This is a genomic window from Levilactobacillus sp., from assembly GCF_022646225.1.
Taxonomy (GTDB): Bacteria; Bacillota; Bacilli; order Lactobacillales; family Lactobacillaceae; genus Levilactobacillus; species Levilactobacillus suantsaiihabitans.
The window spans coordinates 463,872-478,309 of sequence record NZ_JALCJA010000001.1 but is presented as its reverse complement, the minus strand read 5'-3'; the positions used below and the strand labels follow the sequence as shown (position 1 = coordinate 478,309).

The window sequence follows — 14,438 nt, the reverse complement described above, 5'->3', positions numbered from 1 at the left end:
GGATTTGACGCCGCCCTCAGTTGTAACCAATAACGGGGCGCCTGGGGCGTTGTCGTGTCTGTTGTCGCTAGCGTCGAGCCGCCTGAATCCACTAGTGTGCCGGAGGCGGCCAGGGGTGGAGCCAGCTGTGTCGACGGTGTTGGCTGAGGTTTTGTCTCAGCCTACAGCGTGGGACGACTTGGGAGACTGGCGATTCGTGCCAGGCTTGCAAGCGAGCCGGAAGACCGTCCCTCAGGCTGGAGGCGTTCCCCAGAGCAGGCGGAACCCCTGGCAGCCGCAGGCAATGGTTTGGCCAATGGTGCCAGGCGGCAGACAGCACCACGAACAAAGACGGTCGGTTGACCGGTGAGCTGAGGCCGGATGGCTTGAGCTCACCGGTTCACCAACCGAGGAACAAAAATTTAAGGAGGAAACACGGTATGCGAGTGAAAGACACGCTTAACCTGGGTAAGACCAAGTTTAAAATGCGCGGAAATTTACCTGTCAAAGAAGTTGACCGGCAAAAGATCTGGGCTGAAAACAAGATCTACGAAGCCCGGCAAAAATTAAATGAAGGGAAACCGACCTTTATTCTGCACGATGGGCCGCCATACGCCAACGGTCCAATCCACATGGGCCACGCGATGAACAAGATCTCAAAGGATATCATCGTGCGTTTCAAATCCATGAGCGGCTACCGGGCACCTTACGTTCCTGGTTGGGATACCCACGGGTTGCCAATCGAACAACAATTGACTAAGGCCGGCTACGACCGCAAGAAGATGTCTACGGCCGAATTCCGTGACCTGTGCCGTGACTACGCGTTGAAGCAAGTAAACTTACAGCGTGACGGGTTCAAACGCTTGGGCGTTGCTGCCGACTGGAATCGACCTTACTTGACCCTGAAGCCAGAATTTGAAGCCGCTGAAGTGCGGGTCTTTGGTGAATTTGCCAAGCGTGGGCTGATCTACAAGGGCAAGCGGCCCGTTTACTGGTCATGGTCTTCCGAATCCGCCATGGCGGAAGCCGAAGTGGAATACCACGATGTGACTTCACCATCCGCGTTTTACGGGGAAAAGGTCATTGATGGCAAGGGCGTCTTGGATGACGAGACGTACCTGGTCGTCTGGACCACGACGCCTTGGACGATTCCAGGGTCTGAAGGGATCACCATCGACGCCGGGATCGAATACGCCGTCGTCCAACCCGCTGGCGAAGACCGGAAATTCGTCTTGGCCAGTGACCTGGTTGCCGAAAATGCCGAACGCTTTGGCTGGCAAGACGTGAAGGTCTTGAAGACCGTGATGGGCCAAGAGATGGAAAACATCATTGCCCAACACCCATTCATCGCCGACCGTAAGTTGGTCGTCATGTTAGGTGATTTCGTGACCACCGATTCCGGGACCGGGCTGGTGCACACCGCCCCAGGCTTAGGGGAAGATGACTTCAACGTCGGTAAGCTCTACAACCTGCCCGTCTTAGTCCCCGTTAACGATCAAGGGTACATGACCGCCGAAGCCGGCGAAGATTTTGATGGTGTGTTCTACGAAGATGCCAACCAAATTGCTTTGGACAAGTTAAAGGCCGCTAACGCCTTACTGAAGTACATGCCATACGAGCACAGTTACCCATTCGACTGGCGGACCAAGAAGCCGGTTATTTTCCGGGCAACGCCACAGTGGTTCGCATCCGTCGACAAGATTCGTGATGAGATCTTGGCCAGCTTAAAAGACGTGAAGTTCCAACCAGATTGGGGCAAACGGCGGTTGGCCAACATGATCAAGGACCGGGGCGACTGGGTCATTTCCCGGCAACGGGTCTGGGGTGTGCCGCTCCCAATCTTCTACGGTGAAGACGGCGAGGCCATTATCACGCCAGAAACGGTCAACCACGTGGCTGACTTGTTTGGCAAGTACGGGTCCAACATTTGGTTCAAACGTGACGCCAAGGACCTCTTACCAGAAGGCTTTACCAGCGAACACTCACCAAATGGCGAATTCACCAAGGAAACTGATATCATGGATGTTTGGTTTGACTCCGGTTCGTCTCACCAGGGTGTCCTGGCCGAACGCGACTACCTAGATTTCCCGGCTGACCTTTACCTGGAAGGTTCCGACCAATACCGGGGCTGGTTCAACTCGAGTCTGATCACGAGTGTGGCCGCGACCGGCAAGGCGCCTTACAAGCAGGTCGTTTCGCAAGGGTTTACGTTGGACAAGGACGGTCACAAGATGTCCAAGTCTATCGGAAACACGATTGCGCCGGATGACATCATCAAGAAGATGGGGGCCGACATCGTGCGCCTCTGGGTCACTTCCGTGGATACTTCCGCCGATGTGCGGGTCTCAACGGAATCCTTCGTGAAGATCTCCGACAGCTACAAGAAGTTGCGGAACACGATGCGTTACCTGTTGGCCAACACCAGCGACTTTGATCCGGAAAAAGACGCAGTGGCCTTTGACCAATTGGCAGCAGTGGACCGCCACATGCTGTACAAGTTGAACGCCTTTACCAAGAGCGTGGAAGACCACTACAATAACTTTGACTTTCTGAACATCTACAAGGAATTGATCAATTTTGTCGTCAGCGACTTGTCTGCCTTTTACCTGGACTTTGCCAAGGATGTCTTGTACATCGAGGCCGAGAACAGTCCAGCCCGGCGCTCAATGCAAACGGTCTTCTACCAAATTGCGGTTAGCTTAACCAAGCTGATCACGCCAATCCTGCCGCATACGGCCGAAGAAATCTGGGGCTTCTTGAAAGAACCCGAAGACTTCGTCCAATTGGCTGAAATGCCAGCCGTACTGGACATGGATGACGCTAATGAAATCGAAGATGACGAACACAAGTCTGCCTGGGATCATTTCATGAACCTGCGGAGCCACGTCTTGAAGGCGTTGGAAGAAGCTCGGGATGCGAAATTGATTGGGAAGGCCGCCGAAGCCCATCTTGATCTGTACGTCGATGATGAGACCCAAGCCTTGTTGGACAAGTTAGACATCAACGTCCAACAAATTCTCCTGGTTTCTGGCTTAGACATCGCCAAGTTGGCGGATGCCCCAGCCGACGCGTTGACTTTCGACCACGTGGCTGTGAAGGTAACGCCAGCGGCTGGTGAGGTCTGCGAACGCTGCCGGTTGGTCAAGGAAGACGTTGGTAGTGATTCGGACTACCCACACTTCTGTGCCCGCTGCGCCGCTATCGTTCGGGCCAACTACCCAGAAACGGCAACTGAAGGTTTCGAAGAAAAATAAGCACTAGCGAAATGCCGACTACCAGTCCTTGGTGGCCGGCATTTTTGTTGGCACCATTGCGGGGTCTGTCCGCCTTGCCAATGGTGTAAACCCGTTGCCTGCGGCTGCCAGGGGTTCTGCCTGCTATGGGGGACGCCTCCAGCCTGAGAGGCGGTCTTCCGGCTCGCTTGCAAGCCTCGCCAAAACCGCGAGTCTTTCAAGTCGCCCCACGGTGTAGGCTGAGAAAAAACCTCAGCCAACACCGTCGACACAGCTGGCGCCACCCCTGGCGACCTCCGGCATGGTTGTGCGTTGCTCAATTGACACGGTTGCGGATTTGTCTGCGGTGTCAGTGTTGTTGACCACCACTACAGTAGCCGATAGTTCGCTAGAGATGAGTTCAGCTGTGGGAGTGCCCTTAGCGGCGCGGGTTTCGGCGCTTAGGGAACTGGCGTCTTTGAGACGGGCTTTTCGGCTCAAAGCGAGGTGGCGAGACCGTCCTTTGGCTCGCCCCGTCCGCCCTCAGCGTTCCAACTCATCTCTAGCGAACGGCAAGGCGGCCAGCTAAACTAGTGTGGCAACCGTAGGCGTCTAGCGAGATGAGTGCAGCATTTTCGCGCAACGTCAGGCAGGATGAGGATAACTATTTTAAAAGGAAATGCGAAGTGGAGGACCATTGTTTGCGGTCGACTGGTCAAGCGAGTATAATTTGGACTATGTATGGGAGGAATCAAGCATGTTAACCGGAAAAGTAAAGAGTTACAGTGAACAACGCGGTTTTGGGTTCATCACCACGCCCGCAGACGGCGACGTGTTCGTGTACTACACGGCCATTGTCGGTGAAGGGTTCAAGAAGCTTGAAGCGGGCCAAACCGTGCAATTTGTGATTGTTCAAGGCATGCGTGGTCTCCAAGCGGCAAAAGTTACCCCCGTAGTGACGGGAAGTAGCGAGGAGGCGGAATGATGGATTTGGAAGAACACGTTGAATCAACGGAAGAATTGTATGATGGTGTCATCGTAAAGCTGGAACGCCAACAGGTGCGGCTGCCCAACGGTGACACCGCGACGCGAGAAATCGTGCGGCATGCCGGGGCCGTGGGCATTTTAGCCCTGACCGCTGACAATAAAATGATTTTGGAACGGCAATGGCGGGCGCCTATCGCGGCCACCACGCTGGAGATTCCCGCTGGTAAATTGGACAGTCGGGATGCGGACAACGTGGAACACGCCGTGATGCGTGAGCTCAACGAAGAGATTCGGTATCAACCGGGCAATTTAAAACGAATTACCGGTTTTTATTCCAGCGTTGGGTTTTCTGATGAATACATGACGCTCTTTTTGGCAACCGATTTAAAGCCGGTCACGACGGAATTACCGCGTGACCAAGGTGAAAACCTGGAGCTTTTAACGGTCACCAAAGACCAGGCCAAGGCTATGATCGACAGCGGCGAAATCAACGACGCCAAGACGATTACGGCCATCTATTACTGGCTATTACAGAAGTAGGTGACAGCAATGCGTCCAGATGACGAGCAAGACAGTCAACAACCCAAGACCCGCGCGGATTACCGCCGGGAACAGGAACGCGCCGAAAGGGAGTTCCAAGAACGCGACCGCAAGCGGGTCCAGGTCGAAAAGGAATACGCCCGCAACCACGGTGGGGACCAACCAGACGAAGAGGACAACGGCAGCGAACAGCGCATCAGTCCGGCCGACAGTAAACAAAATCGGCTCAAGCGGCGCCTCAACTGGGCCATCTTCTGGTTGGTTCTCCTGATCGTGGCTGTGTATTTGATCCTGTTCTTTTTAGACTAAAGATTAGGATGATATTAGCGATATTAGCTGCCGCCTACCGTTGCGCGAAAATGGGCTGGAACGCGGGGTCGAGCCAAAGAGCGGTCTCGCCCTCGCTTTGAGCCGGGAACCACGTCTCAAAGACGCCAGTTTGCTAAGCGGCATGAATCGTGCCACTAAGAAACTCCCACGGCTGAGCCCATTTTCGCTCCACTCTCGGCTACAGTAGTACTCACCGATAATGTTAGACCAACAATCGGTGAGCCACGCCGGCAGCCATGACTGTCCCGATTTGACTGTCAGCATCCCATCGTGCCGGCGGAGGTCAGGGGTGGAGCCAGCTGTGTCGACGGTGTTAGCTGGCGTCTTTTGCCGGCTTACAGCGTGGGACGACTTTGGAGACTGGCGGGTTTTGCCAGCCTTCAAAGCGAGCCGGAAGACCGCCCCCTCAGGCTGGAGGCGTTCCCCATAGCAGGTGGAACCCCTGGTAGCCGCAGGCAATTGGCGAGGCCTGCGCTATCGGTTCGCGTAACGGCAGGCGGAATACTAGAACAGTATAAAAAATGAAAAGACAAAACGAATAGGAGTGGACACAAGACATGACATTTGGCATTCTCTGCGCCATGGAAGAAGAAATCAAGGAACTGCACGAAGCACTCGATAACGCCCAAACGACCAGCATTCACGGGTTGGAATTTTATCAAGGGACCATTCACAATCAAAACGTGGTCTTAGTCCGGTCCGGTATTGGTAAAGTCGAAGCCGGTTTGACCACGGCCTTACTGATTACCCAATTTGACGTGGACCTCGTCATCAACTCCGGTTCCGCTGGGGCCTTGGCACCAGACTTGAACATTGGCGACGTGGTGGTTTCCACCGAAACGGCCTACCATGATGCCGATGCGCGGGCCTTTGGCTATGAATACGGCCAATTGCCGCAACAACCGGCGCGGTTTGAAGCGTCCAAAGAATGGGGCGAAAAGATCGTGGCGGCTGCGGCCAACACGGGCTTGAAGACCAAGTTGGGCCTGATCGTGTCTGGGGACCAATTCTTAAACAGTTCCGAGACCATCAAGGACATCATGGGGCATTTCCCAGATGCCTTGTCCGGTGAAATGGAAGGGGCCGCCGTGGGTCAAGTAGCACACCAATTTGACGTGCCGTACGTTGTGGTCCGGGCCATGTCCGATAACGCCGACAACGATTCCGGCGTAAACTTTGATGATTTTATTATTGACGCGGGGCACCGCTCTGCACAAATGTTACTGGCCTTGCTAGCAGCACAGAACTAGCACAGGTCCATTCAGGAGGTTTTTAGGGTGCAAGAGATTCACATTGATAACAGTAATGCCGTCCGGGAAATCTACCTGGACAACGCGGCCACCACACCGATGGCCCCGGAGGTTTTAAATGAGATGGTCGATAAGATGGCCAACGTCTACGGTAACGCCTCAACGCTGTACGGCTTAGGTCGTCAGGCGCACACGGTCATGGAAAACAGCCGCCAGGTGATTGCTAAGAGCATCAACGCGGCGCACGATGAGGAGATCATCTTCACCAGTGGTGGGAGCGAAAGTGACAATACGGCGATCACCCAAACGGCGATGGCTCGCCAAAATTTGGGCAAGCATATCATCACCACGGCCATCGAGCATGAGGCGGTCTTGCGGCCACTCCATGCCTTAGAGGAACAAGGCTTTGACGTGACCTACCTGCCCGTTGACGAGCACGGGCGCATCAGCCTGGATGATTTCAAGGCCGCCTTGCGTGACGACACGATTCTCGTGACCATCATGATGGGCAACAACGAGGTCGGCAGTCGGATGCCGATCCATGAAATTGGTGAGATTTTAAAGGACCACCAGGCTTGGTTCCACACCGATGCCGTGCAGGCCTACGGGTCCTTGGACATCGACGTGCAACGCGACCACATCGACATGTTGTCGACGTCCGCACACAAGATCAACGGTCCCAAGATGATCGGCTTTTTGTACAAGCGCGAAGGGGTCAACTTCCCTAGCTTGATCAAGGGGGGCGACCAAGAAGAAAAGCGGCGGGCCGGGACTGAAAACGTACCAGCCATTGCCGGTATGGCGGTCGCCGCTAAGCTGTTGACACCGGAAGTCAAGGCCGAAAAACGAGCGCGCTTCCACGGCTTTAAGGAACAAGTCGTTCAAGGCCTCAAGGATAACGGCGTTGATTTTGAAATCAATGGCTCATTGACCGGTGACAACTTGGAACACGTCTTGAACATTTGGATCAAGGGCATTTCAACCTATGTGATGCAAACGAACCTGGATCTGGCGGGCATTGCCGTGTCCGGCGGGTCGGCCTGCACGGCGGGCTCCATCGAACCGTCACACGTGTTGACCGCCATGTTTGGCGAAGACAGTCCCCGGATTGCCGAGTCGATTCGGTTATCCTTTGGGAGCCAAACGACTAGCGCTGACATCGACGCTTTCGTGAAGAACGTGAGTGCCATCGTTCAGCGACTTTCAAAGACAGAGGTGAAGTAACATGTTGTTTGAAAAAGAAATGAAGGTTACGGGGGATACGGATACCTACGTGTTACACCCCAACATCAAGCCGTACGCGTTGAAGGATGTCGGTTTTCAAGTCTCAAACGCCGGCAACTACACGCTGGAACGCTCGGTCGACCCGACGTCACCGTACAACAAGAACCAAATGCTCAAGGTGGTCGTGGCCAAAGACCTCAGCGGCTTCAAGATGTCTACCACTAACGCCTCAGGCAACGCCCGCGTCAACATCTTCAAGGGTTCTCATGCCGAGGGTAACGTGGAACAATACCACTTTATCTTACAAAACTTGATTGACCGCGAAATTTTAAAGAAAAAAGATTAGCGCCAACTAAAAAATTGCTTGTCAGGGATTAACCGCTGACAGGCAATTTTTTGCTTTCTGATAATATGGGCTGATGACAACTTCCCCCGGCTTGAAGATTGTAGAGACCAGTGCTGACTGATGCCAGGCATTCCACAAATCGGGCTGCCTGCTCAGATACGTCGTCGCCATTCTTCGTCTGTAAGAGTGGCCGATGATTAGATTTGGGCAAGCATGGCGACGGCTGCCAACCAGTAACAACTGATCCGGCTAATAGCTGTCGGCGTTGGTGAGATGCGCTCACTTAGCCGAGAGTGGAGCGAAAATGGGCTCAGCCGTGGGAGTTCCCTTAGCGGCGGGTTGTGCCACTTAGGGAACTGGCGTCTTTGAGACGTGGTTTCCGGCTCAAAGCGAGGGCGAGACCGTTCTTTGGCTCGACCGGTCCGCCCACCGTGTTCCAGCCCATTTTCGCGCAACGGTAGGCGGCCATATAGCCCCGGGTATCGCCAGAAGGCTCAGTTAGCGGAGACGTAGCGCAGTAGGCCCCGGCGCCATTCCCAATAGGAAAAAACCAGTAGGACACCGGTCACCAGCGCCGACCATGCGAGTAGCCAGCTCGGCCGGTTGTGGCCGAACTGTGCCGGCACGTTGGTGATGGCCAGTGAGGGGATGACCCACAAGAAGAATTGTTGTAACAGCCGCGGGTAGATTTTCGCTGGTCGGGCCGACGCGGACATGAGGTATTCGGGCAACCCGTCTAGCGCCGTCATGCCGTCGATCCAAAAGGCGGCGGTCACGACGATTTGATTGAGGGCAAAGACGAAGGCCACGCCCACGATGACGGCTGCCAGATACCCCAGCAGGTTCAGTGGGGTCGGCTGGAGTTTCAGGAGAATTCCCACTTCAATGACCGCCGTCAGGACCAGGGTCACCAGCGAGGGGAAGTCAACCCGGTAGCTGGCGTGGAACCAATAGGCATTTACGGGCCGCAATAGCGAATAGTCCAGGTTGCCATCTAGGATTTGGTCGACCAGGTCTTCGTGCCCGGCGACGAAGAGAAATTGGTACAGGTAGCTGATCAGGTTGGCGGTCGTAATCAGATTCAGGTAATCCAGAAAATTCCAGCCGTAAATGGTGGGGGTAAACGAGAAGTACACGCCCCCGGTGACGAGTTCGATGACGTAAAATAAGATACCAAAGATGGCAGTCAACACGGCCGTGAACCGATAGGACAGGGTTTCCGCCAGGCTTTGGCTGACTAGGATACGATAGATTTTAACCATTAACTGCCGACCCCCTCATAGGTACGAATGCCGTGACGCCACAACACTTTAATGACGACTACCGCCAGGACTAACCACCCCGCGGCCATCGCCAAATCGATGGATAGCTGGTGAACCGAAAGCTTGCCCAGCAAGAGTAAGGTCAGCTGGTTACCCGCTAAGGCAAAGGGGTTGAGCGCCACCCACCGCCAAGCGCTCGGCAAGATTTGTAGCGGAAAGGCTTGGCCGCCGAGCAGTAAGAACAGGGCGTTGAGGACCGGTCGCAAAGGCCAGACCTGGACCAGCCAGAAGCTGATCAGACTGACGCCAGAGATCAAAGAAAAAAACATGACGTAGGTGAGGATGATCAGGCCCAGACTGGCAAGTCCGTAGCCCCAGCTGCGGTGAAAGACGGGACTAATGAAAGCGATGGCCAGGCCGTAGATGATTAGGTACGGAGTGGCCTGGCCGACGTAGGTCCAGAAGCTTTGCCGAAAGTAGTTGATTGGCCGCAGTAACATGACGGACAAGTTGCCATTACGAATCAAGGCGCTCAGGGTGAAAATGGGACTAGCCGAGAAGATCAGGGCCAAGACGTTGACCACCGCCAGGTAGACGACCATTTGGGAGGACCCGATGCCGGCGACGTTGTCCTGGCCACTGAAGCGGTAGACGGCCAACCACATGAAGCTGGCCACGGCGATTTCCACGCCCACGGTGAGCAGCCGTAACACCAGGTTGCCGCGGTAGGTTAACGTGGTGGTCAAGGCATTTTGAAACGTTTGCCAATAACTCATGGCGCCACCTCCTGGGAAAAGAGTTGGGTCAAAATGTCGTCCAGGTTACCGTTACGCCGGTGGACGCTGAGGATGTGCTGCGGGTCGATGGGTAGCGTCGTCAGGGCAGCTGCATCGACCAGGTAATGACTGTCAGCCACTTGCGTCACGTGCGCGGGGAGCGTGGTCAGCGGTACGTCGGTCACGACTTCCAAGGTGGCGGCCGATGCGTATTGAGCAATCAACCCATTGGGCGTGCCCTCGAAGATCTTGCGGCCGTGGTTGATGACGGCGACCCGTTGTGCCAGCGCCTCAATGTCCTTGGTATTGTGGCTGGTCAAGATGATGGTCATCTGGGTGTCTCGGTTGAGCTGTTGCAAGAAGCGGTAGATGTTGGCTTGGCTACTGACGTCGATGCCAATGGTCGGCTCGTCGAGAAATAAGATCTCGGGGGTGTGGATCAGCGCACAGATCAGTTCAAATTTGATGCGCTGCCCCAAGGACAACTTGCGCACGGGGACCTTCAGCTGAGCGGTCACGGCCAGTTGGTCGGTGAGAAAAGCCAGCCAGTCGGTGAACCGGTCATGGGGTACCTGGTAGATCTCACGCAAGAGCACCAGTGTGTCCAACGGCGGCAGGTCCCACGCCAGCTGACTCTTTTGGCTGAGCATCACGCCGATGCGGCGCAAAAAGGCCGGGCGTTTTTGAAAGGGGTGCTGGTCGTCTAACAACTGTAGCGACCCGGCACGGACGGGCAAGATGCCGGTCATCAATTTGATCAGCGTCGTCTTACCCGCTCCGTTGGCGCCCAGGAGGCCGAGAATTTCGCCCGGCGCTACCTGTAAGGATACGTTTTGAACGGCGGGCACGCGCTGTTTTTGCCGGTGAAATAAATCGTGCCAGCTGCCACTAAGGCCGCTTTGTTTGGTATAGGTCACGTAATCAAAACTGACGTGATCGATGGTAATGATGGGTTCTGTCACGGGAATCGCCTCTAATTAATTACTAATTGAATTTTAATATATTTTTAACTATACACCTTTGTCCTGGGGGTGGTCAATTTGCCCTGGAAAATGTCGCGCTAAGGGACCAATTGGTGATAAGAAACGCCAGGCTTGCAAAAGCAGGGCAAAATGGGTAAACTAGGCCATACTGGATTTATGCGACCTTCAAATCGTAGATTCTCCAGAATCTGAGAGAAATGATGGTGATATCATGCAGGACAACAGCCAAACACGGGTTGTCGTTGGTATGAGTGGCGGGGTCGATTCCTCCGTTGTCGCTTTGCGCTTGAAGCAGCAGGGCTACGACGTGATCGGCGTCTTCATGAAGAATTGGGACGATACGGACGAGAATGGTGTTTGTACCGCCACGGAAGACTACAAGGACGTAGCCAAGGTTGCCTCACAAATCGGCATTCCTTACTACTCCGTCAACTTTGAAAAGGAGTACTGGGACCGTGTGTTCACGTACTTCTTGGATGAGTACAAAAAGGGTCGGACGCCGAACCCAGACGTTATCTGCAACAAGGAGATCAAGTTCAAGGCCTTCTTGGACTACGCCTTGGAGTTGGGGGCCGACTACATCGCAACGGGGCACTACGCTCAGTTGACGCGTGATGAGAACGGGGATGCGCACTTGATGCGCGCCGTTGACCAGAATAAGGATCAGACTTACTTCTTGAGCCAGCTCTCCACGGAGCAGTTGGATCGGGTCATGTTCCCAATCGGTGACTTGGTCAAGCCCCAGGTCCGTGAGATTGCTAAGGAAGCCGGTTTGGCCACCGCTGATAAGAAGGATTCCATGGGAATCTGCTTTATCGGTGAAAAGGGTCACTTCAAGGACTTCTTGAACACCTACTTGCCAGCCAAGCCCGGCAAGATGATGACCGTCGACGGTGAGGTCAAGGGTGACCACGCCGGATTGATGTACTACACGATCGGTCAGCGTCGCGGCTTAGGTATTGGTGGCGACGGCGAAGATAACGAGCCTTGGTTCGTGATTGGGAAAGACTTGACCAAGAACATTTTGTACGTGGGCAAGGGTTACCACAATCCGCATCTGTACGCGACGCATCTGTCGGCCTCAGACATTCACTGGGTCAACACGATCGACCGCGGCAGTGACTTCCACTGCACGGCCAAGTTCCGTTACCGGCAAAAGGATACCGGCGTGACCGTTCACCTGAGCGAGGACGGCCAGCAGGTCACCGTTAAATTCGACGATCCCGCCCGGGCCATCACGCCTGGTCAGGCCGTTGTCTTCTACAATGGCGACGAGTGCTTGGGGAGCGCCATCATTGACGCTGCTTACAACAAGGACCGTGAGTTACAGTTAATCTAAATCGTTAAAATGAGAGCCTGATCAGCTGGCAGTGTGCCGGTTGGTCAGGCTCTTTTGGCGTGGACCACGATATGCGCCGTATTGGCCGCCTTACCGTTACGTGAAACTCCAGGCTGGAACGCTGGGAGACGCCCCGAGCCAAAGTGCGGTCTCGGCGCTTGCTTTGAGCCAGAAGTTCACTGTCTCAAAGTCACCAATTTATCAGCAAAGCCCACTGACAAATTCCCCGGCTGAGCCTGGATTTCACTTCACTCACGGCTAGATGGAAGACGCACCGCGATAATTGGCTTAACCCGCCATTTTAGACGATGTTAGCGCCGTTACTAGTGGCAGTCACAAACTGTGGTGACAATGGTTTCTAAAAGAATGGTTAAGAACTAGACGATGGGGGTTACCAAAGGCCGTTTGATTTCGTTAGTAAACGTGTGGGCACAAACTGGACGGTGACCAGAATCTCCTGGCGCAATACCGCTAACAGTGTGACGTTAGGTGGATTGTTGCCGTTAACCACTACCGTAGCCGAGAGCCTGCTGGATATGAGTTCAGCTGTGGGAGTTCCCTTAGCGGCGTGGTCCATGGCGCTTAGGGAACTGGCAAGTTGGAGACGTGCTCTATCGGCTCCAACTTGAGGGCCAAGACCGCACTTTGGCTTGGGCCGGCGCCCTCAGCGTTCCAACTCATATCCAGCAGGCGGTAGGCGGCCCGTATCCGCCGTGTGACCATTACCAACGCCATGTCGTAGCCAAGGGCAAAATTTTTCGCCGAAATTTGCCGTTTTCCGGCCAGTTCCTTTGAAAACCCAGCGAAAACTGGCATAATATAGACTATGTGACTTCACGGAAAGGACGGCAACAATTTTGAAACTATACTTTATTCGTCATGGCAAGACGCAGTGGAATCTGGAAGGCCGCTTTCAGGGCGCCGGCGGGGATTCGCCGCTGTTGCCGGAAAGCTACCAGCAGATGGTGCAAGTCGGCCAGTTCTTAAAGGACACGCCATTCACGCACGCCTACGCTAGTCCCATCAAGCGCGCGCGGGTCACGGCCCAACACGTCATCAAGGAGCTGGGCCAACAGGTGCCGTTAACGCTGGTTAGCCGCCTGGAAGAGTTCCACCTAGGACAGATGGAGGGGATGGCCTTTGACGACGTCAGCAAGCAATTTCCGGCCGAATTAGACGCCTTTCGCAACCATCCGGACCAATACGACGCTGCTAAGATTGGTGGCGAAACGTTTACCCAGGTCATTGACCGCATGACGCCCGCCATCCAAAAGATTGTGGCCGCCAACGCCGCCCCGCAAGATAACGTCTTGATTTTTAGCCACGGGGCCGCCCTCAACGCCGAGATCAATGGCTTATTGGGCACGCCACTGGCTGATTTGCGGAAACGCGGTGGTCTGCGCAATACCAGCGTGACCATTTTAGAGACGCAAGACGGGCAGCATTACGATTTGGTCGACTGGAACGACACCAGCTTTTTGACGGCGAAACCCACGGCAACGGATGCGATTTAGGTGATAAAATGACAGAGAAGAAAATTGACCGCCAAGCAGAAAAGGCAAAATCAGAACAGTTGGTCCACCAATTGGTTCAGCGCATTGACACCCATCCTGGCGATGCGGACGCTTATTACGAACTGGCAACGGTGTTGGTGGACTTGAAGTCCTACGCCCAAGCCGAGGAACTCTTAATGAAGGCGCTGGGCCTGTTCGACGCCCAACCCGCCACGGTAGCGAAGTTGCGCTACGGCCTGGGTAACGTGTACTACGCTGCGCAGGACTATCCCAAGGCCATTCAACAGTTTGACCAGTTGGACGACCAGTGGAAGGGCGCCGGTTACTTGATGCTGGCCCAAAGTTACATGGCTAACGGTGACCACAAGCGGGCGCTGGCCTTTGCGTTGACCGCATTGGGAAGCCAGCCCAAAGACGAGGCGACCCTTCAGGTTATGGCCGAAAACCTGTTGGCCCTGGGCAACATGGCCCAAGCCGCACAATATTACGACCAAGTCTTGGCCTTAGACCCGCAGAACGGCCACGCGCAATTTGACCGCGGGCTGGTCGCCATGGTCCAGGGGGAAGCCTACCAGGACTACTTCGCACGCGCCAAGCAATTGGATCCCACTTATTTTGAAAAAGGCCAAAAGCGCTTGGCCGACATCGAACGCTTCGTGCAAGCACAGCGGCAACCTAAAGACCCGTCGTAAAGGA

Annotated in this window: 13 protein-coding genes; 10 read left to right on the top strand and 3 right to left on the bottom strand. The window is 54.7% G+C overall.

The window, feature by feature from the left end:
* The first annotated feature begins 419 nt into the window (after nt 1-419).
* The 7 genes from ileS to LKH74_RS02235 all read left to right on the top strand — a co-directional run bounded on the left by ileS (nt 420) and on the right by LKH74_RS02235 (nt 7,868).
* Nucleotides 420-3,233 carry an isoleucine--tRNA ligase gene (ileS, locus tag LKH74_RS02265; protein WP_287707779.1) on the top strand — a complete coding sequence of 938 codons (2,814 nt, stop codon included), beginning with the start codon at nt 420-422 and terminating at the stop codon, nt 3,231-3,233.
* A gap of 715 nt (nt 3,234-3,948) precedes the next feature.
* Nucleotides 3,949-4,176, top strand: a complete 228-nt coding sequence (locus LKH74_RS02260; protein ID WP_135368458.1) for a cold-shock protein — start codon at nt 3,949-3,951, stop codon at nt 4,174-4,176.
* Entirely contained in the window at nt 4,176-4,718 is a 543-nt protein-coding gene (locus LKH74_RS02255) for an NUDIX hydrolase (protein WP_135368457.1), read from the top strand. The genes LKH74_RS02260 and LKH74_RS02255 overlap by 1 nt, the downstream gene beginning before the upstream one ends.
* A gap of 9 nt (nt 4,719-4,727) precedes the next feature.
* Complete coding sequence (locus LKH74_RS02250; protein ID WP_135368456.1) at nt 4,728-5,027, top strand: hypothetical protein; 300 nt, start codon at nt 4,728-4,730, stop codon at nt 5,025-5,027.
* A 578-nt stretch (nt 5,028-5,605) separates the two neighbouring features.
* Nucleotides 5,606-6,298 carry a 5'-methylthioadenosine/adenosylhomocysteine nucleosidase gene (locus LKH74_RS02245; RefSeq protein ID WP_287707780.1) on the top strand — a complete coding sequence of 231 codons (693 nt, stop codon included), beginning with the start codon at nt 5,606-5,608 and terminating at the stop codon, nt 6,296-6,298.
* 99 nt (nt 6,299-6,397) lie between these two features.
* A complete protein-coding gene (locus tag LKH74_RS02240; protein ID WP_404819926.1) occupies nt 6,398-7,522 on the top strand; it encodes a cysteine desulfurase family protein in 1,125 nt (374 codons plus the stop codon).
* A gap of 1 nt (nt 7,523) precedes the next feature.
* Entirely contained in the window at nt 7,524-7,868 is a 345-nt protein-coding gene (locus tag LKH74_RS02235; RefSeq protein WP_125577038.1) for a DUF1831 domain-containing protein, read from the top strand.
* A 494-nt stretch (nt 7,869-8,362) separates the two neighbouring features.
* Here the strand turns inward: LKH74_RS02235 and LKH74_RS02230 are convergent, their stop codons facing one another.
* From LKH74_RS02230 to LKH74_RS02220, 3 genes are read right to left on the bottom strand one after another with little or no spacing between them, the layout of a single operon-like run.
* Complete coding sequence (locus tag LKH74_RS02230; RefSeq protein ID WP_287707781.1) at nt 8,363-9,130, bottom strand: ABC transporter permease; 768 nt, start codon at nt 9,128-9,130, stop codon at nt 8,363-8,365.
* Nucleotides 9,130-9,906, bottom strand: coding sequence for an ABC-2 family transporter protein (locus tag LKH74_RS02225; protein ID WP_287707782.1), 777 nt, complete (start codon nt 9,904-9,906; stop codon nt 9,130-9,132). The genes LKH74_RS02230 and LKH74_RS02225 overlap by 1 nt, the downstream gene beginning before the upstream one ends.
* Nucleotides 9,903-10,868, bottom strand: a complete 966-nt coding sequence (locus tag LKH74_RS02220; RefSeq protein ID WP_287707783.1) for an ABC transporter ATP-binding protein — start codon at nt 10,866-10,868, stop codon at nt 9,903-9,905. The genes LKH74_RS02225 and LKH74_RS02220 overlap by 4 nt, the downstream gene beginning before the upstream one ends.
* 232 nt (nt 10,869-11,100) lie before the next feature.
* Here LKH74_RS02220 and mnmA point away from each other — a divergent pair, with 232 nt between their 5' ends.
* The 3 genes from mnmA (at nt 11,101) to LKH74_RS02205 (ending at nt 14,434) form a co-directional block, all read left to right on the top strand.
* Nucleotides 11,101-12,228 carry a tRNA 2-thiouridine(34) synthase MnmA gene (gene mnmA, locus LKH74_RS02215; RefSeq protein ID WP_287707784.1) on the top strand — a complete coding sequence of 376 codons (1,128 nt, stop codon included), beginning with the start codon at nt 11,101-11,103 and terminating at the stop codon, nt 12,226-12,228.
* Between the two features lie 854 nt (nt 12,229-13,082).
* Entirely contained in the window at nt 13,083-13,742 is a 660-nt protein-coding gene (locus LKH74_RS02210; protein ID WP_287708054.1) for a histidine phosphatase family protein, read from the top strand.
* A gap of 8 nt (nt 13,743-13,750) precedes the next feature.
* Nucleotides 13,751-14,434 carry a tetratricopeptide repeat protein gene (locus tag LKH74_RS02205; protein WP_135368449.1) on the top strand — a complete coding sequence of 228 codons (684 nt, stop codon included), beginning with the start codon at nt 13,751-13,753 and terminating at the stop codon, nt 14,432-14,434.
* Nucleotides 14,435-14,438: the final 4 nt, after the last annotated feature.